Source organism: Pseudomonas sp. HMSC063H08 (assembly GCF_001813645.1).
Taxonomy (GTDB): Bacteria; Pseudomonadota; Gammaproteobacteria; order Pseudomonadales; family Pseudomonadaceae; genus Pseudomonas; species Pseudomonas aeruginosa.
This window is the reverse complement of the sequence record NZ_KV813465.1, coordinates 126,339-152,339: the sequence shown is the minus strand read 5'-3', so window position 1 is coordinate 152,339 and position 26,001 is coordinate 126,339. Positions and strand designations below refer to the sequence as shown.

21 protein-coding genes are annotated in these 26,001 nt (G+C 67.0%); 9 read left to right on the top strand and 12 right to left on the bottom strand.

The window, feature by feature from the left end:
* Nucleotides 1-20: 20 nt before the first annotated feature.
* Nucleotides 21-3,146: a transglycosylase domain-containing protein gene (locus HMPREF2924_RS17725; RefSeq protein WP_003140922.1), complete on the top strand. Its 3,126-nt coding sequence runs from the start codon at nucleotides 21-23 to the stop codon at nucleotides 3,144-3,146.
* A 4-nt stretch (nucleotides 3,147-3,150) separates the two neighbouring features.
* Here the strand turns inward: HMPREF2924_RS17725 and HMPREF2924_RS17720 are convergent, their stop codons facing one another.
* From HMPREF2924_RS17720 to azoR1, 3 genes are read right to left on the bottom strand one after another with little or no spacing between them, the layout of a single operon-like run.
* A complete protein-coding gene (locus tag HMPREF2924_RS17720; RefSeq protein WP_003109755.1) occupies nucleotides 3,151-4,314 on the bottom strand; it encodes an AAA family ATPase in 1,164 nt (387 codons plus the stop codon).
* A gap of 55 nt (nucleotides 4,315-4,369) precedes the next feature.
* Nucleotides 4,370-4,675, bottom strand: coding sequence for a DMT family transporter (locus HMPREF2924_RS17715; RefSeq protein ID WP_003109756.1), 306 nt, complete (start codon nucleotides 4,673-4,675; stop codon nucleotides 4,370-4,372).
* Between the two features lie 9 nt (nucleotides 4,676-4,684).
* The gene (gene azoR1 / locus HMPREF2924_RS17710) at nucleotides 4,685-5,323 is read right to left on the bottom strand and encodes an FMN-dependent NADH-azoreductase AzoR1 (RefSeq protein WP_003085596.1); all 639 of its coding nucleotides are present in this window, start codon (nucleotides 5,321-5,323) and stop codon (nucleotides 4,685-4,687) included.
* Between the two features lie 126 nt (nucleotides 5,324-5,449).
* Between azoR1 and HMPREF2924_RS17705 the strand changes: the two genes are divergently transcribed.
* Nucleotides 5,450-6,379, top strand: a complete 930-nt coding sequence (locus tag HMPREF2924_RS17705) for a LysR substrate-binding domain-containing protein (protein WP_004348238.1) — start codon at nucleotides 5,450-5,452, stop codon at nucleotides 6,377-6,379.
* A 144-nt stretch (nucleotides 6,380-6,523) separates the two neighbouring features.
* Here the strand turns inward: HMPREF2924_RS17705 and putP are convergent, their stop codons facing one another.
* The gene (putP, locus tag HMPREF2924_RS17700) at nucleotides 6,524-8,044 is read right to left on the bottom strand and encodes a sodium/proline symporter PutP (protein WP_003085592.1); all 1,521 of its coding nucleotides are present in this window, start codon (nucleotides 8,042-8,044) and stop codon (nucleotides 6,524-6,526) included.
* A 311-nt stretch (nucleotides 8,045-8,355) separates the two neighbouring features.
* Complete coding sequence (putA, locus tag HMPREF2924_RS17695) at nucleotides 8,356-11,538, bottom strand: bifunctional proline dehydrogenase/L-glutamate gamma-semialdehyde dehydrogenase PutA (RefSeq protein ID WP_003140924.1); 3,183 nt, start codon at nucleotides 11,536-11,538, stop codon at nucleotides 8,356-8,358.
* Between the two features lie 463 nt (nucleotides 11,539-12,001).
* Between putA and HMPREF2924_RS17690 the strand changes: the two genes are divergently transcribed.
* Nucleotides 12,002-14,065, top strand: a complete 2,064-nt coding sequence (locus HMPREF2924_RS17690) for a TonB-dependent receptor (protein WP_003101985.1) — start codon at nucleotides 12,002-12,004, stop codon at nucleotides 14,063-14,065.
* A gap of 121 nt (nucleotides 14,066-14,186) precedes the next feature.
* On the opposite strand, the gene HMPREF2924_RS17685 is transcribed toward HMPREF2924_RS17690, so the two are convergent.
* The gene (locus HMPREF2924_RS17685) at nucleotides 14,187-14,939 is read right to left on the bottom strand and encodes an AraC family transcriptional regulator (protein WP_003085585.1); all 753 of its coding nucleotides are present in this window, start codon (nucleotides 14,937-14,939) and stop codon (nucleotides 14,187-14,189) included.
* A 190-nt stretch (nucleotides 14,940-15,129) separates the two neighbouring features.
* On the opposite strand from HMPREF2924_RS17685, the gene lon reads away from it, so the two are divergent.
* From lon to cmoB, 6 genes are all read left to right on the top strand, one after another.
* Entirely contained in the window at nucleotides 15,130-17,529 is a 2,400-nt protein-coding gene (lon, locus tag HMPREF2924_RS17680; RefSeq protein WP_003085583.1) for an endopeptidase La, read from the top strand.
* A 110-nt stretch (nucleotides 17,530-17,639) separates the two neighbouring features.
* A complete protein-coding gene (locus tag HMPREF2924_RS17675; protein WP_003085581.1) occupies nucleotides 17,640-18,044 on the top strand; it encodes a protease inhibitor I42 family protein in 405 nt (134 codons plus the stop codon).
* A 98-nt stretch (nucleotides 18,045-18,142) separates the two neighbouring features.
* A complete protein-coding gene (locus HMPREF2924_RS17670; RefSeq protein WP_004364140.1) occupies nucleotides 18,143-18,895 on the top strand; it encodes a substrate-binding periplasmic protein in 753 nt (250 codons plus the stop codon).
* Nucleotides 18,896-19,026: 131 nt separating this feature from the next.
* Complete coding sequence (locus HMPREF2924_RS17665) at nucleotides 19,027-19,599, top strand: hypothetical protein (RefSeq protein WP_003085577.1); 573 nt, start codon at nucleotides 19,027-19,029, stop codon at nucleotides 19,597-19,599.
* A 104-nt stretch (nucleotides 19,600-19,703) separates the two neighbouring features.
* Nucleotides 19,704-20,444, top strand: coding sequence for a carboxy-S-adenosyl-L-methionine synthase CmoA (gene cmoA / locus HMPREF2924_RS17660; protein WP_003124239.1), 741 nt, complete (start codon nucleotides 19,704-19,706; stop codon nucleotides 20,442-20,444).
* Entirely contained in the window at nucleotides 20,441-21,409 is a 969-nt protein-coding gene (cmoB, locus tag HMPREF2924_RS17655; protein WP_003085573.1) for a tRNA 5-methoxyuridine(34)/uridine 5-oxyacetic acid(34) synthase CmoB, read from the top strand. Before cmoA ends, cmoB begins: the two co-directional genes overlap by 4 nt.
* Nucleotides 21,410-21,499: 90 nt before the next feature.
* On the opposite strand, the gene pdxJ is transcribed toward cmoB, so the two are convergent.
* The 6 genes from pdxJ to lepB all read right to left on the bottom strand — a co-directional run bounded on the left by pdxJ (nucleotide 21,500) and on the right by lepB (nucleotide 25,997).
* The gene (gene pdxJ / locus HMPREF2924_RS17650) at nucleotides 21,500-22,246 is read right to left on the bottom strand and encodes a pyridoxine 5'-phosphate synthase (protein WP_003101974.1); all 747 of its coding nucleotides are present in this window, start codon (nucleotides 22,244-22,246) and stop codon (nucleotides 21,500-21,502) included.
* On the bottom strand, nucleotides 22,239-22,940 hold the full coding sequence (gene recO, locus HMPREF2924_RS17645; protein WP_004364144.1) for a DNA repair protein RecO: 702 nt from the start codon (nucleotides 22,938-22,940) through the stop codon (nucleotides 22,239-22,241). Before recO ends, pdxJ begins: the two co-directional genes overlap by 8 nt.
* Before the next feature lie 60 nt (nucleotides 22,941-23,000).
* Nucleotides 23,001-23,918, bottom strand: a complete 918-nt coding sequence (gene era, locus HMPREF2924_RS17640; protein ID WP_003085566.1) for a GTPase Era — start codon at nucleotides 23,916-23,918, stop codon at nucleotides 23,001-23,003.
* The gene (gene rnc / locus HMPREF2924_RS17635) at nucleotides 23,911-24,600 is read right to left on the bottom strand and encodes a ribonuclease III (RefSeq protein ID WP_003085565.1); all 690 of its coding nucleotides are present in this window, start codon (nucleotides 24,598-24,600) and stop codon (nucleotides 23,911-23,913) included. Before rnc ends, era begins: the two co-directional genes overlap by 8 nt.
* Entirely contained in the window at nucleotides 24,597-24,974 is a 378-nt protein-coding gene (locus tag HMPREF2924_RS17630) for a DUF4845 domain-containing protein (RefSeq protein ID WP_003085562.1), read from the bottom strand. Before HMPREF2924_RS17630 ends, rnc begins: the two co-directional genes overlap by 4 nt.
* 168 nt (nucleotides 24,975-25,142) lie before the next feature.
* Nucleotides 25,143-25,997, bottom strand: a complete 855-nt coding sequence (gene lepB, locus HMPREF2924_RS17625) for a signal peptidase I (RefSeq protein WP_003101969.1) — start codon at nucleotides 25,995-25,997, stop codon at nucleotides 25,143-25,145.
* Nucleotides 25,998-26,001 lie beyond the last annotated feature (4 nt).

Here is a 26,001-nt window from a genome sequence, read left to right as displayed (position 1 = left end):
AGACTTCCCCCCAGGTGCGGATGAATTGCGCAGCTACAGGCGGTGCGAGCATGGGTGCATCAGAACGATCCACGAACGACCCTTCCGAGCTGCAACCCTGCAGTCTCCCTGCCTCCGCTTCTCCTCGAAAAAGCCGTCTCCGCCAACGCCTGATGCTGATCGGCTTCGCCTTGCCGATCCTCGCCGCGGTGGGCATCGTGGTACTTCACGAAGCGCACACCTCGCGGCTGCAGGCACGCGAGCTGGCACGCTACGCTGCGACCCTGGACTACGAGGTGCGCCAGGGTCCCAGCGAGGCCATCCTGTTCCCGGCGGACGGCCCCTTCGACCGCCGCCTCGGCTACCAGTTGCTGCCTTCGTTCATGCAGCGCCTGTACGACCGCGACTACGCCATCACCCGCCAGGCGCACTTCTCCCCGGCGCTGATGCGCTACGCCGAACACCGGCTGTTCCCGCCCTACGCGGAAAAGGCCCAGGCCGGGCTGGACATCGCCGATTGCCGCGGCGTGCCGATCTACGACTTCCGCTATCCGCAACGGCGCTACGCGAACTTCGCCAGCCTGCCGCCGCTGGCGGTGCAGAGCCTGCTGTTCATCGAGAACCGCGACCTGCTCGATCACGAACGCCCCTACCTCAACCCGGCGGTGGACTGGGGTCGCTTCACCCAGGCGGCGCTGTCGCAGGTCGGCAAGATGCTCGGCTTCAGCGCGCACTCCTCCGGCGGCAGCACCCTGGCGACCCAGATCGAGAAATACCGCCACTCTGCCGAAGGGCGCACCGGCAGCATCGGCGACAAGCTGCGGCAGATGCTCTCGGCCAGCGTACGCAGCTATCGCGAAGGCCCGGCCAACTTCGCCGCGCGCCAGGACATCGTGCTCACCTACCTCAACTCGGTGCCGCTATCGGCGGCGCCGGGCTACGGCGAGGTCACCGGCCTGGCCGATGGCCTGTGGGTCTGGTACGGCGCCGACTACCGGCAGGTCGGCGAGGCCCTCGACGGCAAGGCCGGACTCGCCGCCCAGGGCCTGGCCCTGCGCCAGGTGCTGGCGCTGATGATCGCCCACCGCCGGCCTTCCTTCTATCTGGCGCCGCGCGGCCGCGACGAGCTGGACCGGATGACCGACAGCCACCTGCGGGTCCTGACCCAGGCCGGCGTCATCGAGGCGCCGTTACGCGATGCGGCGCTGGCGCAGAAGCTGGCGTTCCGCGACCCACGCAGCCAGCCGACGGTGCAACCGCTGCCGACCAACAAGGGCGTGACCCTGGCTCGCACCCGCCTGGCCGGGATGCTCGGCGTGCCACTGTACGACCTCGACCGTCTCGACCTGCGGGCCAATACCACCCTCCAGCACGAGTTGCAGGAAAGCGTCACCGCCTACTTGCAGAAACTCGCCGACCCGGACTACGCCGCCCAACTCGGGCTGATCGGCGAACGCCTGCTGACCCCGACCTCGACCCGCTCGGTACGCTACAGCTTCACCCTGTTCGAACGTACGCCGAGCGGCAACCAGGTGCGGGTGCAGACCGACAACACCGACCAGCCCTTCGACATCAACGAAGGCAGCAAGCTGGAGCTGGGCTCCACCGCCAAGCTACGGGTGCTGGCCAGCTACCTGGAGACCGTCGCGCAGATCCACCGCGACTATGGCGGCATGAGCGTCGCCGAGCTGCGCAAGGTGGAAGTGGAGCCGCTCGATTTCATCCTCCGCTGGGGCATCGACCACCTGGTGGCCAGCCGCGACCGCGATCTTTCCGCGATGCTCCAGGCGGCCATGGAACGGCGCTATTCGGCCAGCCCCTACGAGAGCTTCTTCACCGGCGGCGGGCTGCACACCTTCAACAACTTCCGCAAGGAAGACAACGGCCGCCGGCCGATGCTGCTGGAAGCCCTGCGCGAATCGATCAACCTGCCCTTCGTGCGCCTGCTGCGCGACCTGATCCGCCACGACATCTACCAGAACGCCGGGAGCAAGGTGCAATTGCTGGCCGACGACAAGGACCCGCGCCGCGCCGACTACCTCGACCGTTTCGTCGACAAGGAAAGCCAGGTCTACCTGCGCCGCTTCTGGGTCAAGTACCGCGACAAGGACGCCAACCAGCGCCTGGAGACCTTCCTCGACGGCCTGCGTCCCTGGCCGGTGCGGCTGGCTGCGATCCATCGCTACCTGCAGCCACAGGCCGACCTGGCGAGCTTCAGCGCCTTCCTCCGCGAACGCCTGCCCCGCGGCAGCCTGACCGACAAGCGCGCCGCCGAGCTGTACGAGCGCTACGGCCCGGGCAAGTTCAACCTCAACGACCAGGGCTACGTCGCCCGCGTGCACCCGCTGGAGCTATGGCTGCTCGGCTATCTGCAGAAGCAGCCGCAGGCGACCTTCGGCGAGGCGGTGGCGGCCAGCGGCGCCGAGCGCAAGGAAGTCTACGGCTGGCTGTTCAAGTCGCGGCACAAGAACGCCCGCGACAAGCGCATCCGCATCCTGCTGGAGGTGGAGGCCTTCCTCGACCTGCACCAGCAATGGAAGAAACTCGGCTATCCCTTCGATCACCTGGTGCCGTCCTACGCCACCGCCCTGGGCAGCTCCGGCGACCGCCCGGCGGCGCTGGCCGAACTGATGGGGATCATCGTCAACGATGGCGTGCGCATGCCGACCCTGCGCCTGGAGCACCTCGACTTCGCCCTGGGTACGCCCTACGAGACGCGCTTCGCCCCGGAAGCCACCCTCGGCCAGAGAGTGATGACCTCGGAGGTCGCCGCCACCCTGCGCAACGCGCTGTCCCAGGTGGTCGACGCCGGCACCGCGCGGCGCCTGCAAGGCACCTTCAGCCGTCCGGACGGCGCGCCGCTGGTGATGGGCGGCAAGACCGGCACCGGCGACAACCGCCTGCAGACCTTCAGCGCCGGCGGCCACGTGCGCAGTTCGAAGGCACTGAACCGCACCGCCACTTTCGTCTTCTACATCGGCCCGCGGCACTTCGGTACCCTCACCGCCTACGTCGACGGCAGCGAGTCGAGCCAGTTCAAGTTCACCTCGGCCCTGCCGGTGCAGGTACTCAAGGGCATGGCACCGCTCCTCAGGGACTACCTCGACCCACGCACCGCCACCCGCTGCCAGGTACCGTTGTCGCCGCAACAGATCGGCCGCCTGTAGCGGTTCAGCGCACCGGCCAGTACCAGGCCGGCCGGTCCAGCTCGCGCAGCCCCTGGATGCGGGTCTCGCCGAAGTCCTTCTCCAGCCCCAGCGAATGGCATTCCGGGTGTTCTTCGAGCGTCGCGACAAGCCGCGCGGCGTGCGACACCACCAGCACCTGGGAGTGCTGCGCGGCCTGGCCGACCAGGCGCCCGAGGGCCGGCAGCAGGTCGGGATGCAGGCTGGTTTCCGGTTCGTTGAGCACCAGCAGCGCCGGCGGCCGCGGCGACAACAGGGCGGCGATCCACAGCAGGTAGCGCAGGGTGCCGTCCGACAGCTCCGCGGTGCGCAGCGGCCGCAGCAGGCCGGGCTGCTCGATCAGCACTTCGAAGCGCCCTCCCGGGTTGTCGATGTGCAGGCGGCTGCCGGGAAAGGCATCGTCCACCGCCTCGTCCAGCGCCGCCGCATCGCCGATCTCGCGGATGGTCTGCAGGGCCGCGGCCAGGTCGGCGCCGTCGGCGCCCAGCACCGGCGTATGGGTGCCGATCTGCGGGCGCCGCGCCGGTGCCTCGGCGTCGCTGCGGAAATGGTCGTAGAAGCGCCAGGAGCGGATCCGCTCGCGCAGGCCGAGCAGTTCCGGCACCTGTCGCGGGTCCACCGCCGCGCCCAGCATGCTGTCGAAGGTGGCGAGGTGCTGCGCCGCCACTTCCCAGCGACCGCCGCCGCCGCGTGCGCGCAACAACGGCCCGCGACGGTCGACCAGGACATTGGCCGGGCGCAGGAACGGGCCGGCCCAGATGCATTCGCGCTTGATCACCGGGTCGAGACCGAACTTGCTCTGGCTTGGCTCCGGCAGGCCGAGGTCGATGCAATAACCGAAATCCTCCCCGGCGAAGCCCAGGCGCAGGTTCACCGACTGCCGGCGCACGCTGCCTTCGATCGGCTGGGCGCCACTGCGCATGGCCCGGCTGATGTCCTCCGGTCCCGCCCACAGGGTCGATGGCAGGCCGCCCTCGCGCGCCAGCGACGGGATCACTTCGCCGCGCGCGCTGTCCGCCAGCAGGCGCAAGGCCCGGTAGACGTTGGACTTGCCGGCGCCGTTGGCGCCGGTGATCAGGTTCAGGCGCCGCAGCGGCATCACCAGGTCGCGCAGGGTGCGGTAGTTGGACACCGCCAGGGTGGTCAGCATGGCTGCTCTCGAAGGAACGGAAACGCGGCCGATTGTAGGCCAAGTGCCGCATCGCTTACTTGAGCCCGGCCACCCCGGCGACGATCAACCCGACAGAAATCAGCTTCACCGCCGTCAGGCTCTCGCCAAGCAGCAGGACGCCGAGGAACACCGTGCCCAGCGAACCGATCGCGGTCCAGATCGGATAGGCGACGCTGACCGGCAACTCGCGCAGCGCCAGGGTCAGGAAATAGATCCCGCCGATCGCCGCGACCACCGTCAGCAGCGATGGCCAGAGCTTGCCGAAGCCGTTGGAGAACTTCATGCCCATGGCGAAGGCGACCTCGAAGGCCGCCGCCACCAGCAGATGGAACCAGGCCATGGCGGCTCCTCAGGCCGACTGCGCCAGCGCCAGCAGGCGCTGTTCCGCCTCGGCGCAGGAGTCCTCGAAGGACCTGCCGCCGGATTCCTCGCCTTCCGCCGCGACCACCGTGACCTCGTCGATGCCGATGAAACCCAGCGCGGTGCGCAACCAGGGATCGGCGTGGTTCATCGCCTGGTTCTCGCCGCCCGGGCCGAAGCCATGGCCACCGCGACTGGTGACGATCAGCGCACGCTTGCCGCGCAGCAGCGGCCGGTACTGGGCGACGCCATTGTCGAGGACGAAATCGAAGGTCACCCCGAGGCGCACGATCTGGTCGATCCAGGCCTTCAGGCCGCTGGGCACGCTGAAGTTGTACATCGGCGTGGAGATCACCAGTAGGTCGCTGTCGAACAGTTCACCGACCAGTTGGTCGCTCAGCGCCAGGTCGGCCTGCATCGCCAGCGAACGCTGTTCCGGCTGGGGATGGAAGGCGGCGGCGACGAAGGCCTCGGTGACCGCCGGAAGCGGTACCCGGCCGACTTCGCGGCGAGCCACGCGGGCCTGCGGATGGGCTTCGCGATAGGCCGCCAGGAAAACCTCGGCGAGACGCCGGGACTGCGAGCGCTCGCCTCGCGGACTGGCATGCACTGCAAGAATTCTACTCATCTGTATCTCCTTGGATTCGGCTAGACTCGAATGGCCTCAAGGCCCTTCTCCTGGAGCCAGAAATTATTGGCAGCGGGGGTTCCCGACAAATGAGCAATAGTTGTTCAGGGTGAATTCAGTTCACCCATGGAGATTCCCATGTTCGCTTCCCTGCCGCTGACCGCGTTGCGCACCTTCGAATCGGCGGCCCGCCAGTCGAGCTTCAAGGCCGCCGCCGAGGAGCTTGCGGTAACGCCAACCGCGGTTTCCCACCAGATCCGTTCGCTGGAAGCCTGGCTCGGCGTTCCGCTGTTCCAGCGCCTGCCACGGAAAGTGCGCCTGACCGACTGCGGCGAAAGGCTGTTCCGCAGCCTGCACGGGGCCCTACTGGAAATTTCGCAGAGCGTCGACACCCTGCGTCCGCAGCGCAGCGGCGGCAACCTGACGGTCTCCACCACCCCGGCCTTCGCCGCCCTCTGGCTGGTGCCGCGTCTCGGCCGCTTCTACGCCGCGCACCCGCAGATCAACCTGCGCCTGGACACCAACTGCGAAGTCCTCGACCTGCACCAGGACGCCAGCATCGACCTGGTGATCCGCTACAGCCTCGACGACTACCCGAACTTCTACGGTCTCTGCCTGTTCGACGAATGCTTCGCGGTCTACGGCTCGCCGGCCCAGGTCGCCCTGGCCGGAGAACGGCAGCCGACCCTGATCAGCGTGCGCTGGCACAACTCCAGGCTCTACGCCCACGGCTGGGAGGCCTGGTGCGCTCAGGCCGGCGAAGACTGGATGGAGGGCCAGCCGGTGATCCGCCAGTACGACGAGGAGCACTATGCCCTGCAGGCGGCCATCGCCGGCCAGGGACTGGTGCTGGCCAGTTCGATCCTGGTTTCGGAAAGCGTCGCCAGCGGCCTGCTGCAACCCTACAGAGCGGATATCAGTGTCGACGGCGCCGGCTACAGCGCGCTATGCGTGCCCGGACGGGAACGTCATCCGCCGGTGAAGGCATTCTTCGAATGGCTGAGGCTGGAGGCACGACAGTCGGGGCACGCTTGCCGGCTGGAGCGGGACGCCTGAGCGGCGCGGCGGGACAGGAACAACGCGGCTGCCGTTATCCGTCCTGCGCGGCCAGGCGCAGCAGCCGCCGGAAAAAACGACGGCCCGCACCTTGCGGGGCGGGCCGTCTCCATGCGCGGGCGCTTCACGCGCCCACAGGCTCGATCAGCGCTGGGTTACCGGAGCGGCGGAACCCTGGTGCGCCTCGCGGTACTCCTGCTCCGCATCGTCGAAGCGCTTGAGCATGCTCGTCGAAGGCGCCTTGCCGAGCAGGCTGAAGACGACGATGGCGACGCTGGCGAAGAGGAAGCCGGGGATGATCTCGTACAGGCCGGTCCAGCCCAACAGGTTCTTCCACAGGATCACTGTCGCTGCGCCGACGATCATGCCGGCCAGCGCACCGTTGCGGGTCATCCGCTTCCACAGCAGGGAGAACAGCACCAGCGGGCCGAAGGCGGCGCCGAAGCCGGCCCAGGCATAGGACACCAGGCCGAGCACGCGGTTTTCCGGGTTGGCGGCCAGCCAGATGGCGATCACCGCCACCAGCAGCACCATGGCGCGACCGACCCAGACCAGTTCCAGCTGGCTGGCGCCCTTGCGCAGGAAGGCCTTGTAGAAGTCCTCGGTGAGCGCCGAGGAGCAGACCAGCAGCTGGCAGCTCAGGGTGCTCATGACCGCGGCGAGGATGGCGGACAGCAGCACGCCGGCGACCCACGGGTTGAACAGGATCTTGGCCAGCTCGATGAACACCCGCTCGGGGTTGTCGCTGACCGCGCCGGCCTGCTCCGGATGCGCCTGGAAGTAGGCGATGCCGAAGAAGCCCACGGCCACGGCGCCGCCGAGGCAGAGGATCATCCAGGTCATGGAGATGCGGCGCGCGGCCGGGATCGATTTCACCGAATCGGCGGCCATGAAGCGCGCCAGGATGTGCGGCTGGCCGAAGTAGCCCAGGCCCCAGGCCATCAGCGAGATCACGCCGATGAAGGAGGCGCCCTTGAGCATGTCGAAGCTGGTCGCGTCCTTCAGCTCGATGGCGGTGAAGGTCGGCTCGACGCCGCCGGTGGCGAGCATCACGATCACCGGGGTGAGGATCAGCGCGAAGATCATCAGCGAGGCCTGCACGGTGTCGGTCCAGCTCACCGCGAGGAAGCCGCCGATGAAGGTGTAGGCGATGGTCGCCGCGGCGCCGGCCCACAGCGCAGTCTCGTAGGAGAGGCCGAAGGTGCTCTCGAACAGGCGCGCACCGGCGACGATGCCGGAAGCGCAGTAGATGGTGAAGAACACCAGGATCACCAGGGCCGAGAAGATCCGCAGCAGGCGGCTGTTGTCCTCGAAGCGGTTGGTGAAGTAATCGGGCAGGGTCAGCGCGTTGCCGTTGTGCTCGGTCTGCACCCGCAGGCGGCCGGCGACGAACAGCCAGTTGAGGTAGGCGCCGACGATCAGGCCGATGGCGATCCAGCTTTCGGACAGGCCGGACAGGTACACCGCGCCGGGCAGGCCCATCAGCAGCCAGCCGCTCATGTCGGAGGCGCCGGCGGACAGCGCCGTGACGAAGCTGCCGAGGCTGCGGCCGCCGAGGATGTAGTCGGAGAAGTTGTTGGTGGAGCGATATGCCGCCAGGCCGATCAGGACCATGGCCGCGATGTAGATCACGAAGGTGATCAGCGTGGGCGTATTGACACTCATAGGGACTCCCCTATTGCTTGTTTTTATCCGGGCCCTTGCGTGTGCAAGCAACGGGTAGCGGGCCCTTGGTTGGCAGAATGGCGCTTGTGGCGTCACTCCGTGAGCGCTTGCCGGAGCAAGCCGGAAACGTGGGTGGCCTCAAACGAGTCCGAACAGGCCCACGCCTCACGATCCTTCCCCTGTCGGGCAGGGAAAATCGTCCTTTATGGTCCGTTCCGGGCACGCACCGGAACGGCGGTCATTTCCCTCGGCGTTCGCTGCGGCGAACCCCGGAAACCGACCCGGGCGCCAAGGCGCCCGGGAACGGAGTATCACTCGGCGTCGGCCAGCGACAGCAGCGACGCGTTGCCGCCCACCGCGGTGGTGTTCACCGACGTGGTGCGCTCGCTGACGAAACGCAGCAGGTAGTTCGGCCCGCCGGCCTTGGGACCGGTGCCGGACAGCCCGTGGCCGCCGAACGGTTGCACGCCCACCACCGCGCCGATCTGGTTGCGGTTGATGTAGAGGTTGCCGACCCGCGCCAGCTCTTCGATGCGACGGGCGGTTTCCTCGTTGCGGCTATGGACCCCCATGGTCAGGCCGAAACCGGTGGCGTTGATCGCCTGCACGACCTTTTCCAGGTCCTGCGCGGCATAACGCACCACGTGCAGCACCGGGCCGAAGTTCTCTTTCTTCAGCTCGTCGATGCCGCTGATCTCGAACGCGACGGGAGCGACGAAGTGACCGTTCAGGTTGCCCGGCACCTTGGTCTCGGCGATCAGCTTGCCGGCGGCCTTCAGCGCGGCGATGTGCTGCTCCAGGCCGGCCTTGGCCTCGGCGTCGATCACCGGGCCGACGTCGCTGACGCGCACGTCGGTCGGGCCGACCTTCAGCTCGGCCATGGCGCCCTTGAGCAACTCGATCACCCGCTCGGCGATGTCCTGCTGCACGTACATCACGCGCAGCGCGGAGCAGCGCTGGCCGGCGCTGGTGAACGCGGATTGTACCGCATCCTTGATCACCTGTTCCGGCAAAGCGGTGGAATCGACGATCATCGCGTTCTGCCCGCCGGTCTCGGCGATCAGGGTGGCGATGGCGCCGGGCTTCTCGGCCAGTTGGCGGTTGATGATGCGGGCGGTGTCGGTGGAGCCGGTGAAGGCCACCCCGGCGACCCGCGCGTCACGGCAGAACACGCCGCCGAGGGTGGCGCCGTCGCCCGGCAGCAGGGCGATAACGTCCCTCGGCAGGCCGGCTTCGAACATCAGTTCGACGGTGCGCGCGGCGATCAGGCTGGTCTGCTCGGCCGGCTTGGCCAGCACGGTGTTGCCGGCCACCAGCGCGGCGCTGATCTGGCCGAGGAAGATCGCCAGCGGGAAGTTCCACGGGCTGACGCAGGCGAAGATGCCGCGGCCTTCGTAGAACAGCTCGTTGCGCTCGCCGGTCGGGCCGCGCAGTTCCTCGCGGACCAGGCGCTGGCGGGCCTGCTGGGCGTAGTAGCGGCAGAAGTCGACCGCCTCGCGGATCTCGTCGATACCGTCCTGCAACGACTTGCCGGCTTCCAGGGTGCACAGCGCCATCAGCTCGCCGCGCTGGGCTTCCAGCAGGTCGGCGAGACGTTCGAGGATGCCGGCGCGCTCGTCCACCGGGGTGGCGCTCCAGCGCGGCCAGGCCGCCTGCAACACGTCGAGGGCCTTGCCGGCCTGCTCGGCGGACGCGTACTGGACGCTGCCGACCAGCCTCTCCAGGTCGTACGGGCAACGCACTTCGTGGGCCGGGCCGGAAAGTTTCTCGCCGTTGACGATCGGCGCGGCTTGCCACTGGCGGGTCAGGTGCGGCTTGTAGGCGAGCTCCAGCTCGTTCCACTGGTTCTGGATGTTCATGTTGATGCCCTGGGAGTTTTTCCGCCCGGCGCCGAAGATCGCCTGGGGCAGAGGGATACGGTCGTTGGCCAGCGTCTTGAACTGGCGCAGTTGGGTAACCGGGTGCTGGATCAGCGTCTCCACCGGCACGCGCGGGTCCACCAGCTTGTGCACGAAGGAAGAGTTGGCGCCGTTCTCCAGCAGGCGCCGGACCAGGTACGGCAGCAGGTCCTTGTGCGCGCCGACCGGGGCGTAGATGCGCACGTTGCGGCGGTACTTCTCGATCACCGTGTCGTACAGCGCGTCGCCCATGCCGTGCAGGCGCTGGAACTCGAAGTCGCGCTCCTCGCCGCCGGCGGCCCTGGCTTCGTCGGCCAGGGCGAGGATGGCGGTCACGGTGTGGGCGTTGTGGCTGGCGAACTGCGGGTAGATCACCCCGCGGGTGTGCTCGCTGAGCAGGTAGCGGGCGCAGGCCAGGTAGGAAGTGTCGGTGCCTTCCTTGCGGGTGTAGACGGGGTAGCCATCGGCGCCCTGCACCTGGCACTGCTTGATCTCGCTGTCCCAGTAGGCACCCTTCACCAGGCGCAGCGGGATGCGTGCGCCAAGCTCGCGGCCGAGCAGGGTCAGCCATACCAGCACCGGCAGGCAGCGCTTGGAGTAGGCCTGGATGACCAGGCCGAACTCGCCCCAGCCGGCGATGGCCGGGTCGCGCATCAGCTTCTCGTAGAGTTCGAGGGACAGCTCCAGGCGATCGGCTTCCTCGGCGTCGATGGTGATGCCGACGTTCAGCTTGCGCGCGCGCACCGCCAGTTCCAGGACGTTGGCGAACAGCTCGCTGAGCACCCGCTCGCGCTGCGCCACTTCGTAGCGCGGATGCAGCGCCGAGAGCTTGATCGAGATCGACGGCCGCGGCCCCGGACCGACCTGCGGCTCGGCGCCGACAGTGTCGATGGCCTGGCGGTAGTCGGCCATGTATTTCTCGGCGTCGGCGGCGGTCAGCGCGGCCTCGCCGAGCATGTCGAAGGAATAGGTGTAGCCCTGCTCGCGGCATGGACGACCGTTCTTCAGCGCTTCGGAGATGGTCCGGCCAAGCACGAACTGCTTGCCCATCAGCTTCATCGCCTGATTCATCGCGGCGCGGATCACTGGTTCGCCGGAGCGCTGCACCAGCCGGCTGATGACGCTCGGGGCGCGGCCGTCGGTGCGTTCGTCGATGTTCACCACCTTGCCGGTCATCACCAGGCCCCAGGCGGCGAAATTGACCAGAACGTTGTCGCTCTGGCCGAGATGGCGCTGCCAGTCGGCGGCGGACAGCTTGTCGCGGATCAGCGCGTCGGCGGTCGCCGCGTCAGGCACACGCAACAGCGCCTCGGCCAGACACATCAGCATCAGGCCTTCCTGGGTGTCCAGGCTGTATTGGCGCAGGAGTGCGTCGAGGGTATCGACGGCGTTGTCCCGGCTGCGCACGGTTTCGATCAGTGCGCGGGCGTTGCGGCGGATAGCCTCGATGCCGTCGGGACCGGGGTCGGCGAGCTGCAGCAGTTCGCCCAGGTAGGCTTCCTCGTCGACCGCGTAGTTGGCGCTGATGACAGGGAAGAATTCGGCTGCGGACCGGGTCTGGTCCTCGCCCTGCAAGACGTGACTGGCTTTGAACATCACGCCCTCCTCTTGTGGAGCCATTGTTATTGAAAGAAGTCCAGCCAGGCGTCCATTGCCCGGGGCACCGCCGCCGACGGGTTGTGCCGGCGGCGCGGCACGTCCTGTGGCGCGGGAATACGGATCAGTATGGGTCAGGCCCATTCCGCCGGCGCGAGGCACCAGCGGATAGCGGAATGTAGTGGCTGCGAGAGGGGCGATTCTTGCGAAAGACTCTGGAGTTTTTGCGGAAAACTCCTGGCCGCGGAACTTTCCCGTTCCTCTTCGCCGGCAGGCATGCGGACATTGCCGCTGCTCGTCGGCACGACGCCATGCAGAGTGGCTACGCGGGTCTATCGACACAAAAAGAAATAATATAACATCCCAATAAATACGCCGACCCGACCCCGTCGCCCCTCCTCCGGGAAGGGCCTGGGTTCGCTTTGGCCTGAAAAAAGTCCGACCCATGACCATGGAGCCCGCAATGTCCTCTTCCGGCCTTTTCCCTTCCCGTCCGCTCTGGCCTCTCACGCCACTGGCGCTGGCCTGCCTGATCGTTTCGGGGGAAACGCTCGGCGCCGACGGCCGCCCCAGCGAATTGCCCTCCCAGGTGATCACCGCCAACCCACTGGGCAACGAATCTCCCGCCACGCCCAGCAGCGTGCTCGAAGGCGACGAGCTGACCCTGCGTCAGAAAGGCAGCCTCGGCGAAACCCTCAACGGCCTGCCCGGGGTGTCCTCCACCTACTTCGGACCGGGCGCCAGCCGACCGGTGATCCGCGGCATGGACGGCGACCGCATCCGCCTGCTGCGCAACGGCGTCGGCGCGCTCGACGCCTCGTCGCTGTCCTACGACCACGCGGTGCCGGAAGACCCCAACAGCGTCGAACGCCTGGAAGTGGTACGCGGCCCGGCCGCCCTGCTCTACGGCGGCAATGCCATCGGCGGGGTGGTGAACAGCTTCGACAACCGCATCCCCAGCGAACCCGTCGACGGCATCCACGGCAGCGGCGAACTGCGCTATGGCGGCGCCGACACCACCCGTAGCCGCTCCGGCGCACTGGAGGCCGGCGACGGCAACTTCGCCCTGCACGTGGACGCCGCCAGCCGCGAGTTCAACGACGTCAGGATTCCCGGCTACGCCCATTCCAGCCGCCAGCGGCAGATTGACGGCGACACCGGCAAGCATCGGGTGCAGAACAGCGACGGCCGCCAGGACGGCGGCGCCGTCGGTGGCTCCTATCACTGGGAGCACGGTTACGCCGGCCTCTCCTACAGCGGCTACGACAGCAACTATGGCTCGCCGGCCGAGGACGACGTACGCCTGAAGATGCAGCAGGACCGCTACGCCTTCGCCTCCGAGATCCGCGACCTCGAAGGCCCGTTCACCTCGCTGAAGCTGGACGCCGCCTATACCAAGTACGAGCACAAGGAAATCGAGGACGGCGAGACCGGCACCACCTTCAAGAACGAAGGCTACGAAGGCCGCATCGAGGCCCGCCACCGCCCGCTCGGCCCGCTGAACGGGGTGGTCGGCGCGCAGTTCGCCAACAGCCGCTTCTCCGCCCTCGGCGAGGAAGCCTTCGTGCCGCACACGGAAACCGACAGCGCCGCGCTGTTCGCCCTGGAGGAATGGAAGCTCAGCGACCGCCTCGACCTCAGCTTCGGCGCCCGCCTGGAGCACACCCGCGTGGACCCCGACGCCAAGGGCAACGAGCGCTTCGCCGAGAACGACGGTTCACAGAGCTTCACCACCGGCAGCCTGTCCACCGGCGCGGTGTACAAGCTGACGCCGATCTGGTCGCTGGCCGCCACCCTCAGCTACACCGAGCGCGCACCGACCTTCTACGAGCTGTACGCCAACGGTCCGCACGCCGCCACCGGCACCTACGAGGTAGGCGATGCCGACGCGGACAAGGAAAAGGCGGTCTCCACCGACCTCGCCCTGCGCTTCGACAACGGCGTGCACAAGGGCAGCGTCGGGGTGTTCTACAGCCGCTTCTCCAACTACATCGGCCTGCTCGCCAGCGGTCGCCATCGCAACGAGGAAGGCGAAGTGGTCGCCGCCGGCGACGACGAGGCGCTGCCGGAATACCTCTACAGCGGCGTTCGCGCGGACTTCTACGGCGTCGAGGCGCAGGACCGCATCCACCTGCTGGAAAGCCCGTACGGCAACTTCGACCTGGAACTCTCCGGGGACTACACCCGCGCCAAGAACAAGGACACCGGCGAACCGCTGCCACGCATCGCCCCGCTGCGCCTGAACACCGCGCTGATCTGGGAGTTGCAGCAGTGGCAGGCGCGGGTCGACGTCGAACACGCCGCCTCGCAGCACCGCGTGCCGGAGGAAGAACTCTCCACCGACGGCTACACCACCCTCGGCGCCAGCCTCGGCTACAACTTCGACCTCGGCGAGAGCCGCTGGCTGGCCTTCGTCAAGGGCACCAACCTGACCAACCAGACCGTGCGCTACGCCAGTTCGATCCTGCGCGACCGAGTGCCGGCGGCGGGACGCGGCATCGAGGCGGGGGTGAAGGTGGCGTTCTGAGACAGGCCGTGCGGGACGAATTCGCTCGGCGGATGACGTCCGCGCCGTTATCCGTATATGGACTCCTGCCGGTAGGGCGAATAACCGCCTGCGGTTATCCGCCGAAGGTGGCGGACGGCGCTCAGCCCTTGCGCAGCGACTTCGGCGTCAGCCCCAGGTAGCGGCGCATCGCCGTGGTCAGCGCGCTCTGGCTGGAGAAGCCGCATTCCTCGGCGATCCGCACCAGGGGCAAGCGGCTTTCCCGCAGCAACCGCGCGGCGCAGTCGAGGCGGACTTTGAGCAGGTACTGGTGCGGGGTCAGGCCGACGCTGTCCTTGAACTGCGCGTGGAAATGGCTCGGGCTGAGACAGGCGACCTGGGCCAGTTCGGCGACCGTGATGCGTCGCGCCAGGTTCCGCACGATATGCGCGTCCAGGCGCTCCAGGTCGAGCGGCCCGCTGGCCGCCAGGGGCTGCTGCTCGCCGAACAGGCGCAGGTGCAGGGCGCGGATCAGCACTCCGCCGAGGGCACGGGTCAGCAACGGGTCGCTGCCGTAGCGGGCCAGTTCGGCGCCGGCGTAGCTGAGCAGGTTCTGGAAGTCGGCGTCCAGGGTCGGGTAGCGCGGCGCCTCGAACAGGCGCGCGAGCAGGTCGGGGTCTTCCGGGGTCGGGTTGTCCTCGCCCAGGTCGATGATCAGCATGCGGTTGTCGCCCACCCCGGCGAACACGTGGCCCGCCTCGCCCGGCACCAGGCAGGCGCGCATCCGGCAGACTTCCCCGCCACAGCCGTTGACCTCGAATTCGGCGCGCCCGGCCAGCGACATCACCAGTTGATGATGTTCGTGGGCGTGGGTGTGCGACTGGTCGGGCAGACGGATGAGACGGGTGTCGAACATGAACGGCAACTGCTCAATTTTTGCGCACTCTACTCGACTTGCCCGACGCTGCCCAGCACCTTGCCGCAAGTGGTACCCGCGTACCGCGTGCTGCGTGGAAACCTTCGGCAACATCCTTGAACGGACAGGGATTGAAACCCGCCCCCGGGGCCCCATCTAGACTCTCATGTTTCAGTCAGTCAGGTGCCTCATGAGCGACCAGGACGTTAATCCCGAACACATCAGCGACGCGCAGCCCGCCGGCACCGGCCTGGTGCTGCCCGGCCAGACCCTGCCGACCACCCTCTACGTGATCCCGATCCACAACCGCCCGTTCTTCCCGGCGCAGGTGCTGCCGGTGATCGTCAACGAAGAACCCTGGGCGGAAACCCTCGAACTGGTGGCCAAGACCGACCACCATTCGCTGGCCCTGTTCTTCATGGACAATCCTCCGGAAGACCCGCGCCACTTCGACGTCAACAGCCTGCCCGAGCACGGCACGCTGGTCCGGGTGCACCATGCCTCGCGCGAGGGCGGCAAGCTGCAGTTCGTCGCCCAGGGCCTCTCGCGGGTGCGTATCCGGGGCTGGATCAAGCGCCATCGTCCGCCGTTCATGGTGGAGGTGGACTATCCGAAGACCCCGATCGATCCCAGTGACGAAGTGAAGGCCTACGGCATGGCCCTGATCAACGCGATCAAGGAGCTGCTGCCGCTCAACCCGCTGTACAGCGAGGAACTGAAGAACTACCTGAACCGCTTCAGTCCCAACGACCCGTCGCCGCTCACCGACTTCGCCGCGGCCCTGACCACCGCGCCCGGCGGCGAACTGCAGGAAGTGCTGGACACCGTGCCGATCCTCAAGCGGATGGAGAAGGTCTTGCCGCTGCTGCGCAAGGAGGTGGAAGTCGCGCGCCTGCAGAAGGAGCTGTCCGCCGAGGTCAACCGCAAGATCGGCGAACACCAGCGCGAATTCTTCCTCAAGGAACAGTTGAAGATCATCCAGCAGGAGCTGGGCATCACCAAGGACGACAAGAGCGCCGACGCCGACGAATTCCGCGCCCGCCTGGAAGGCAAGGTGCTGCCCGAGCAGGCGCGCAAGCGTATCGACGAAGAGCTGAACAAGCTGTCGATCCTCGAGAGCGGCTCGCCCGAGTACGCCGTCACCCGCAACTACCTGGACTGGGCCACCGCCCTGCCCTGGGGCGTGTACGGCAAGGACAAGCTCGACCTCAAGCATGCGCGCAAGGTCCTCGACAAGCATCACGCGGGCCTCGACGACATCAAGGATCGCATCCTCGAATTCCTCGCCGTGGGTAGTTTCAAGGGCGAGATCGCCGGTTCCATCGTGCTCCTGGTCGGCCCGCCGGGGGTGGGCAAGACCAGCATCGGCAAATCCATCGCCGAGAGCCTCGGCCGGCCGTTCTACCGCTTCAGCGTCGGCGGCATGCGCGACGAGGCGGAGATCAAGGGCCACCGCCGCACCTACATCGGCGCCCTGCCCGGCAAGCTGGTGCAGGCGTTGAAGGAAGTCGAGGTGATGAACCCGGTGATCATGCTCGACGAAATCGACAAGCTCGGCGCCAGCTACCAGGGCGACCCGGCCTCGGCGCTGCTGGAAACCCTCGACCCGGAGCAGAACGTCGAATTCCTCGACCACTACCTGGACCTGCGCCTGGACCTGTCCAAGGTGCTGTTCGTCTGCACCGCCAACACCCTCGACTCGATCCCCGGACCGCTCCTCGACCGGATGGAAGTGATCCGCCTGTCCGGCTACATCTCCGAGGAAAAACTGGCCATCGCCAAGCGTCACCTGTGGCCCAAGCAGTTGGAAAAGGCCGGCGTGCCCAAGGGCCGCCTGAGCATCAGCGATGCCGCGCTGCGTGCGGTGATCGAGGGCTATGCGCGGGAAGCCGGGGTGCGCCAGTTGGAGAAACAGCTCGGCAAGCTGGTGCGCAAGTCGGTGGTCAAGCTGCTGGAGGATCCCGAGTCGAAGGTGAAGATCGGTCCCAGGGACCTCGAGGACTACCTCGGCATGCCGGTGTTCCGCAGCGAGCAGGTGCTTTCCGGGATCGGCGTGATCACCGGGCTGGCCTGGACCAGCATGGGCGGCGCCACCCTGCCGATCGAGGCGACCCGCATCCACACGCTGAACCGTGGCTTCAAGCTCACCGGCCAGCTCGGCGACGTGATGAAGGAATCCGCCGAGATCGCCTATAGCTACATCGGCTCGCACCTGAAGAAGTATGGCGGCGACCCGACCTTCTTCGACCAGGCGTTCGTCCACCTGCACGTGCCGGAAGGCGCCACGCCCAAGGACGGCCCCAGCGCCGGCGTCACCATGGCCAGCGCCCTGCTCTCCCTGGCGCGCAACCAGGTGCCGAAGAAAGGCGTGGCGATGACCGGCGAACTGACCCTGACCGGCCAGGTCCTGCCCATCGGCGGGGTCCGCGAGAAGGTGATCGCCGCGCGCCGGCAGAAGATCTTCGAGCTGATCCTGCCGGAAGCCAACCGCGGCCACTTCGAAGAGTTGCCCGACTATCTCAAGGAAGGGCTCACCGTGCATTTCGCCAAGCGCTACGGCGACGTGGCCAAGGTGCTGTTCCCGGCCTGAGCCGGCGGCGGATGCCCGACCGGTTCGGCCATCCGCCGTGCCAACCTTGGCGCTCGGGCGCCGGCAGGGTTTATGCTGGCGCCCTTTCCATTCGAGCCGAGGAGCGCTGCATGTCCTTTTCCCCCTCCCGTCTGCTGCTGCCATTGTCCATCGTGGTCCTGGCCGGCTGCGCCGGGCAACAGAAGCCGGTGGTCACCCTGGACGACGCCGACGACTGTTCGCCGCTGAAGCTGACGCAAGGCCAGGAACTGGTGCTGACCCTGCCGAGCAATCCCACCACCGGCTTCCGCTGGGAACTGCGCAACCCCGCCGCCAGTGTGCTCAAGCGCCTTGGCCCGGAGGTCTACAGCAATTCCGAAGAAGACAGCGGCCTGGTTGGCAGCGGCGGCGAATCGACCTGGCGCTTCCGCGTCGCCGCCAGCGGCGACGACCGCCTGGAACTGGTCTACCGGCGGCCCTGGGAAAAGGACGCGGAACCGGCGGAAAGCTTTTCCTGCGCGATCCAGGTGCGCTGAAACCGCTGCCCGCGGCGGACACATTCTGTACGAAGACCGACGTCCTGCGCCGTGGCGACCTGGCCTATCCTGACAGGCCCCGTCGCCCCGAGGACTCCATGCTCCGCGCCGCCTTCGTCCTGCTCGCCCTGTCCTGCGCCGCTCCTCTGCCCTCGCTGGCCGAACCGTTGCGCTTCGCAGGCGACGACGGCTGCCCCTACCTGTGCCCTGGCACGCCGCAGCGGCCCGGCTACCTGGTCGAGGCGCTCAGCCAGGTCCTTCGGGAGCCACCGCACTTCGACAGCCTGCCCTGGCCGCGCGCCGTGCAGATGGTCCGCGACGGCCATCGCGACGGCCTGGTCGGCGCCTATGGACTCGACGGCCTGCGGGTCGGCAGCGAGCCCATCGGCTGGGTCGGGCTGGCCTTCTACACCCGCCACGACAGCGACTGGCGCTACTCCGGCGATGCATCCCTGCTCGGCCAGCGCCTGGGCCTCGCCCAGGGCTACGTGAACAATCCGCGCTTCGAAGCCTGGCGCAGCCAGGCCGGCGACGACGACCTGCACCTGCAGGTCCTCGGCGGCGAGCGCGTGCTGCCGCGCAACCTGCAGAAACTGCTGCTCGGCCGCATCGACGTGCTATTGGAAGACCGCGACATCATCGAGCACTACCTGGAGCATCATCCGCAGCTCGCCGGACAGGTCCGCCGCGCTGGCGAACTGCCCGGGCGGCAGCCGCTGCACGTCGGCCTCAGTCCGCACCTGCCGGAGGTCGACGCGCGTCTCGCGGAACTCGACGAAGGGCTGCGCCAACTGCGTCGCGAAGGCACCCTGAAGGTCCTCGGCGAGCGCTATAGGCTTTCTTTCGAATGACTTTCCGGGCCGCCGGAAATCCGCCGCCAGACCAGCAACCACGCTGCTTTCAGCCGATTGAATAAATTCCGGCAGGCCTTTTTGGCGTCGTCTATTACTCAATCTACGACGGCACCGAAAGGAGGCGCGTCATGGGCACCGCTCTTCGTTACTCACTACTCTGGGCATCCACTGTCTTCGTTTCCTCCTGCGGCAGCCTGCTGCCCAGCGAACGAGCGGAAGTCCAATCCCCCTTCGTCGACTACCTCGATGCCGAACTGCGCTATTCCCAGGCGCAACCCGGCAGCACGACCCGTTCGCAGCTGTTCGGGTTGGGTTTCGATCCATTGACCCAGGGCAACGGCCGCATGCTGTCGTTCATCGACGTGCGGCTCATGTTCATCCAGCCGAACATCCCCATCGATTACCTGCCGGGCGGCCTGGTGCAATGCCTGGAAGCGAAGGACCGCTGCATCGGCTACGCCTTCGATTTCAGCAAGACCGACACCCAGCGGGTCGGCAGCTTCTGGGCGGACGTGTTCAACTTCCGCAAGAAACGGGAGTTGCAGGGCTGGTCGTTCAAGGCAGTGTTCGTCTTCGTCAACGACGTGCTGGTGCACAAGGTCAGCAACGGCGAACCGAACATCCATCGCCTGGAAGACAAGAAGAACCCGCTGGGTCCGCTGCAGGGCGCGGGAGAGTACTTCTCCGACAAGCTCAGGTGATTCGCCTGCGCGCATGGGTGAATCGTCGCCGCGCAGTTGGGCGACGCTCGTCCCTCGGCTACAATTCGGCCCCCTGAAAAGCCGTGATGCCCGAGGTCACCCGCGTGAGCGAGTCCGATCGCCTGTTCGCCCAACCCCAGCAACGTGTCGCCGACTTCGTATTCAACGAAGACGTGGTGCGCGTGTTCCCCGACATGATCAAGCGCTCCGTGCCGGGCTACCCCACCATCGTCGAGAACATCGGCGTACTCGGCGCGCAGTTCGCCCAGCCGAACAGCGTGCTCTACGACCTCGGCTGCTCGCTCGGCGCGGTCACCCAGTCGCTGCGCCGCCACGTCCGCAACGACGGCTGCCGGGTGATCGGGGTGGACAACTCGCACGCGATGATCGAGCGCTGCAGTGAATACCTGCATGCCCAGGACGCCATGTACCAGGAGCTGCTGCCGGTCGAGCTGATCGAGGCCGACATTCTCGCCCTGGACCTGCAACCCACCTCGCTGGTGGCGATGAACTTCACCCTGCAGTTCGTCGCCCCCGGCCAGCGCCTCGGCCTGCTGCGCAGGATCCGCCAGGCACTGCTGCCCGGCGGCGCGCTGATCCTCTCGGAGAAACTGCGCTTCGCCGATGCGCAGGAGCACGCGCTGCTCACCGACCTGCACATCGCCTTCAAGCGTGCCAACGGCTACAGCGAGCTGGAAATCGCGCAGAAACGCAGCGCGCTGGAAAACGTCATGCTCCCCGACACCTTCGAGGAACACCGTGAACGGCTGCTGGCCGCCGGCTTCAGCCGGGTCAGCCAATGGTTCCAGTGTCTCAACTTCGCCTCGATGATCGCCCTGCCATGATCCAGCACCTCGCCCTCGACGCCCTCCAGCGACACCTCGCCGGCTCGCCGCTGTACGGCTGGGCGACCAGCCTGCCCGCGCAGATCGCCGCGCGCATCGAGGAAGGCCACGGCGACCTGGCCCGTTGGTGGAGCGCGGTCCAGCGCCTGCCCCAGGTGCCCGCGCCGAAGGTCGAACTGGCCCAGCGCTTCGCCCTGCACAGCGACCACGATGCGGCGCTGCAAGCGCAGGTGAAGGAAGCGCTGCAAGGGCTGATTCCCTGGCGCAAGGGGCCGTTCGACTTCTTCGGCGTACAGGTCGATACCGAATGGCGTTCCGACTGGAAATGGGAGCGTGTCTCGCCACATGTCGAACTGCGTGGCAAACGCGTCCTCGACGTCGGCTGCGGCAACGGCTACTACCAGTGGCGCATGCTCGGCGCCGGCGCGGAAAGCGTGGTCGGGGTCGATCCGAACTGGCTGTTCCTCTGCCAGTTCCTCGCCGCCAAGCGCTACCTGCCGGAGCTGCCGGCCTGGCACCTGCCGCTGGCCCTGGAAGACCTGCCGGAGAAGCTCGAAGGCTTCGACACGGTATTCTCCATGGGCGTGCTCTATCACCGTCGCTCGCCCATCGACCACCTGCTGGCGCTCAAGGACTGCCTGAAGCGCGGCGGCGAACTGGTCCTGGAGACCCTGGTGGTGGAAGGCGACGCCAGCACCGTGCTGGTGCCCGAGGACCGCTACGCGCAGATGCGCAACGTCTGGTTCCTGCCCTCGGTGGCAGCCCTGGAGCTCTGGCTGCGCCGCGCCGGGTTCGCCGACGCGCGCTGCGTCGACGTCAGCCTGACCAGCGTCGAGGAACAACGCTCCACCGAATGGATGCGTTTCCAGTCGCTGCCGGAATTCCTCGATCCGCAGGACCGTTCGCGAACCGTCGAAGGCCTGCCGGCACCGATGCGCGCCACGCTGGTGGCGCGCAAGCCCTGACAGCGAATAGGGAAAAGCCCATCCTCAGATGGGCTTTTTTTCATGGCTTCATCCGCCCCGCAGGTCGACGGCAAGCGGGGCGCGATTGCCTCAGCGCTTGGTCGCCGCGGCCAGCATCAGCGCTTTCATCTCGGCCACCGCCTGCCTGAAGCCGACGAACAGGGCGTGGGCGACGATGGCGTGGCCGATGTTCAGCTCGTTGATGCCGTCGATGGCCGCGACCGGCTCGACATTGTGGTAGTGCAGGCCATGCCCGGCGTTGACGATCAGGCCGAGGGAACGCCCGAGGGCCACGCCCTCGCGTACCCGCTGCAGCTCACGGGCCTGCTCCTCGGGGTCTTCGGCGTCGGCGTAGCGACCGGTATGCAGTTCGATAGCCGGCGCGCCGACCCGGGCGGAGGCCTCGATCTGCCGCGGATCGGGATCGATGAACAGCGACACTTCGCTGCCCACCGCAGCCAGGCGTCGTACCGCGTCGCGGATGCGCTGTTCCTGGCCGGCGACGTCGAGGCCGCCCTCGGTGGTCAGTTCCTCGCGGCGCTCGGGGACCAGGCAGCTATGCGCCGGCCGGATCTCCTCGGCGAAGGCGAGCATTTCCTCGGTGACCCCCATCTCGAAGTTCATCCGCGTCTGCAGCACTTCCTTGAGCACCCGCACGTCGCGTTCCTGGATATGCCGGCGGTCCTCGCGCAGGTGCACGGTGATACCGTCGGCGCCGGCTTCCTCGGCGTCCAGGGCGGCCTTCACCGGGTCCGGATAGCGGGTGCCCCGGGCCTGGCGCAGGGTGGCGACGTGATCGATGTTCACGCCGAGCAGAATTCGAGTGGCTTCAGTCACGGGGTGACTCCTTACGGTTCATGAACAGCTCGCGGCTGACCAGCGGCCGGCCGCCCAGATGGGGAGCGAGCGCCTGGCGCATCAGGCGCTTGGCCGCCGCCAGGGCGCCGGGGGCGCTCCAGTCGGCGTCGGCCATGGATAACAGTTCGGAGCCCTGGAACAGCCCGGGTTGCAGCTGCGCCACCGGCTCCAGGCCGGCCTCTGGCAAAAGCTGGTACAACGCCTGCGGCTCGATCGGGCGCCCATCGATGTCGACATCGAGAGCGAAACCATAGCCCAGTTGCTCCAGCAGGCGCCATTCGAACGCGCGCAGCAGCGGTTCGATGGGTCGCCCCGCCGCCAGCAGCGGCAGGGTCGCGGCGTAGTGGGCGAAGATTTCCGGCTGCGGGTCTTCCGTCGGCAACAGGCGGATCAACAGCTCGTTGAGATAGAGACCGCTGAACAGCGCCTGGCCATTGAGCAGGTTGGGAATGCCGGCGCTTTCCAGGCGGGCCACGGTCTTCAGTTCGCCGCGCCCACGCCACTCCGCTTCCAGCGGCACGAATGGCCGCGCCAGGGCGCCAGCCTTGCCGCGGGCGCCGCGCAGGACCGCGCGCAGGCGACCCAACGGGGTGAAGAAGTCCACCAGGGCGCTGGTTTCCTTGTACGGCCGGCTATGCAGCACGTAGGTGGCTTGGGCGGCGGCGAAGGACATGGCGGGTCGACCGGGCGCGAGAGGAATGGCGCCCGGCTGGCGCCGGGCTGCCGGGAACGGTCAGAGGTCGCCGTAGCCCAGCGAGCGCAGGGCACGCTCGTCGTCGGACCAGCCGCCCTTGACCTTGACCCAGAGGTTGAGCATGACCTTGGAGTCGAACAGCACTTCCATGTCCTTGCGCGCGTTCTGGCCGATGCTTTTGATCCGCTCGCCCTTGTCGCCGATGATGATCTTCTTCTGCCCCTCGCGCTCCACCAGGATCAGCGCATGGATATGCAGGATGCGACCTTCCTGCTTGAACTCCTCGATCTCCACGGTGATCTGGTAGGGCAGCTCGGCGCCGAGCTGGCGCATGATCTTCTCGCGGACCAGCTCAGCGGCCAGGAAGCGGCTGCTGCGGTCGGTGATCTGGTCTTCGGGGAAGAAGTGCTCGCTTTCCGGCAGACGCTCGGCGACCAGCTTCTCCAGCACGTCCAGGTTGGTCCCGTGCTGCGCCGAGATCGGTACTACCTCGGCCTTCGGCAACTGCTGGGTGAGCCATTCGAGGTGCGGCAGCAGGTCGGCCTTCTCCTCGATGCGGTCGGTCTTGTTCACCGCGATCAGCACCGGGCAACTGACGTACTGCACGCGCTCCAGGACCATCTGGTCCTCTTCGGTCCAGCGGGTGCGGTCGACCACGAAGATCACCACGTCGACATCCTTCAATGCCGCGCTGGCGGTACGGTTCATGTAGCGGTTGAGGGCCTTCTCGCCGCTCTTGTGCAGGCCGGGCGTATCGACGTAGACGGCCTGCACCTCGCCCTCGGTCTTGATCCCGAGCATGTTGTGACGGGTGGTCTGCGGCTTGCGCGAGGTGATCGCCAGCTTCTGCCCGAGGATGTGGTTGAGCAGGGTGGACTTGCCCACATTGGGGCGCCCCACGATCGCCACGTAGCCGCAACGGCTGCCGGCGGGGATGTCGTCGTGCATGTCAGTCATGGCCATTCTCCACGCCCAGGGCCACCAGCGCGGCGGCCGCGGCCACCTGCTCGGCGATGCGGCGGCTGCCGCCGTGCCCGTGGGTCTTGTCGCTCAGCAGGGCCACTTCGCAATCGACGAAGAAGGTCCGGCAATGGGGTTCGCCCTGGATATCCACCACCTCGTAGCGCGGCAGGTCGCAGCCACGCGACTGCAGGAACTCCTGCAGGCGGGTCTTGGGGTCCTTGTTGGTGTCCACCGGGGTCAGCTCGCGCAGTTGCGGTCCGAGCCAGGCGATGATCCGCTCGCGCGCGGAGTCCATGCCGGTATCCAGGTAGATGGCGCCGATCAGGGCTTCCATCGCATCGGCGAGGATCGACTCGCGGCGGAACCCGCCGCTCTTCAGCTCGCCCGAGCCCAGCCGCAGGTAGTCGCCCACCTCGAAGCCGCGCGCCAGCAGGGCCAGGGTCTCGCCCTTGACCAGTCGCGCGCGCAGGCGCGAAAGCTGGCCTTCGCGAGCCTGCGGGAAGTGGTGGAACAGCGCCTCGCCGATGACGAAGTTGAGAATGGCGTCACCGAGGAACTCCAGGCGCTCGTTGTTGCGCCCGGCGTAGCTGCGATGGGTCAGGGCCAGGACCATCAGGTCCCGGTCTTTGAAGGTATAGCCGAGCTTGCGCTCGAGTCGGTCCAGCGAATTACTCACGGCATGCGTACACGGAATTCTTTGTCGAAGTGGACCACCAGGTCGATGTTGCTGATCAGTGGCTCGCGTTTTTCATATTTCAGGTGCGCCCGGAATTGGTTGTCTTCCAGTTGCACCTCCAGGGCCTTCTCCAGGTCCAGGTTGCGGATGCCGTTGATCTGCATCCCCTTGCCGACGTAGCTGTAGAACTCCGGCACGGAACGCACCTCGGCCGCCTTGTCGGTCTCCACGGAAGTGATCACCTTCTCCAGCGAGTAGTAATCCATGTAGTGCGGGATGATCTTGAATGCGGCGCTGGCGAAGAACGCCACCACGCCCAGCACCACCAGCCACCCCAGCAGGGACATCCCCTTCTGCGAACGCGCGAACCTCATGTCGGACCTCATGTCAGTGTAGTTATTCCGTCCAGCGAGCGGTAACGCCATCGGGCAGGGCCCTGCGGCGGCGTTCGCGGAAGTGAAAGCGGGGCTGCCCTCGGGAGCAGCCCCGCTTCGCGATTATTCAGCAGGAGCGCCCTTCCGCGTGGCGAACCTGCGCACAGGTCAGTGAATCACGCCGACCCGGGAGAAGTTCGGCAGGTTGCTCATCTTCGGATCGGGCCAGCTCATCCACACGGCGAAGGCCTTGCCGACGATATTGCGGTCCGGAACCATGCCCAGCAGATCCTTGGGGATCTTCGGATCGTTCCAGTAGCGGCTGTCGTTGGAGTTGTCGCGGTTGTCGCCCATCATGAAGTAGTGGCCGGCGGGAATGGTCCACTGGCGGTCGGGCTCGATGCGATAGCGGCTCATTTCCTTGCGGATCAGGTGCTCGGCCTGGCCCAGCTTCTCCTGGTACAGGGTCACGCTGCCCAGGGTGCCCGGTTCCTCGCCGACCAGCTTCTCCGCTACCAGCTCACCGTTGACGTACAGGCGCTTTTCCTTGGTATAGCGCACGGTGTCGCCGGGCAGGCCGACCACGCGCTTGATGTAGTTGATGTTCGGTTCGCTGGGATAGCGGAACACCATGACATCGCCGCGCTGCGGATCACCGATCGGGATCACCTTGGTGTCCAGCACCGGCAGGCGGATGCCGTAGGCGAACTTGTTGACCAGGATGAAATCGCCGACCTCGAGGGTAGGTTTCATCGACCCCGAGGGAATCTGGAACGGTTCGACCAGGAAGGAACGCAGCACCAGCACGATGAACAGCACCGGGAAGAACGACTTGCCGTACTCCACCAGCAGCGGTTCCTTGTTGAGCTTCTCCAGCACCGCCGGATCGGGCTCGTTCACCTGCCCTTCGTAGGAAGAGATCGCGGCCCGCCGACGCGGCGCGAACAGCACCAGGTCGACCAGGGCCAGGGCGCCGCATACAGCCACGGCGATGACCAGCAACAACGGGAAATTGAGTGTCATGGGT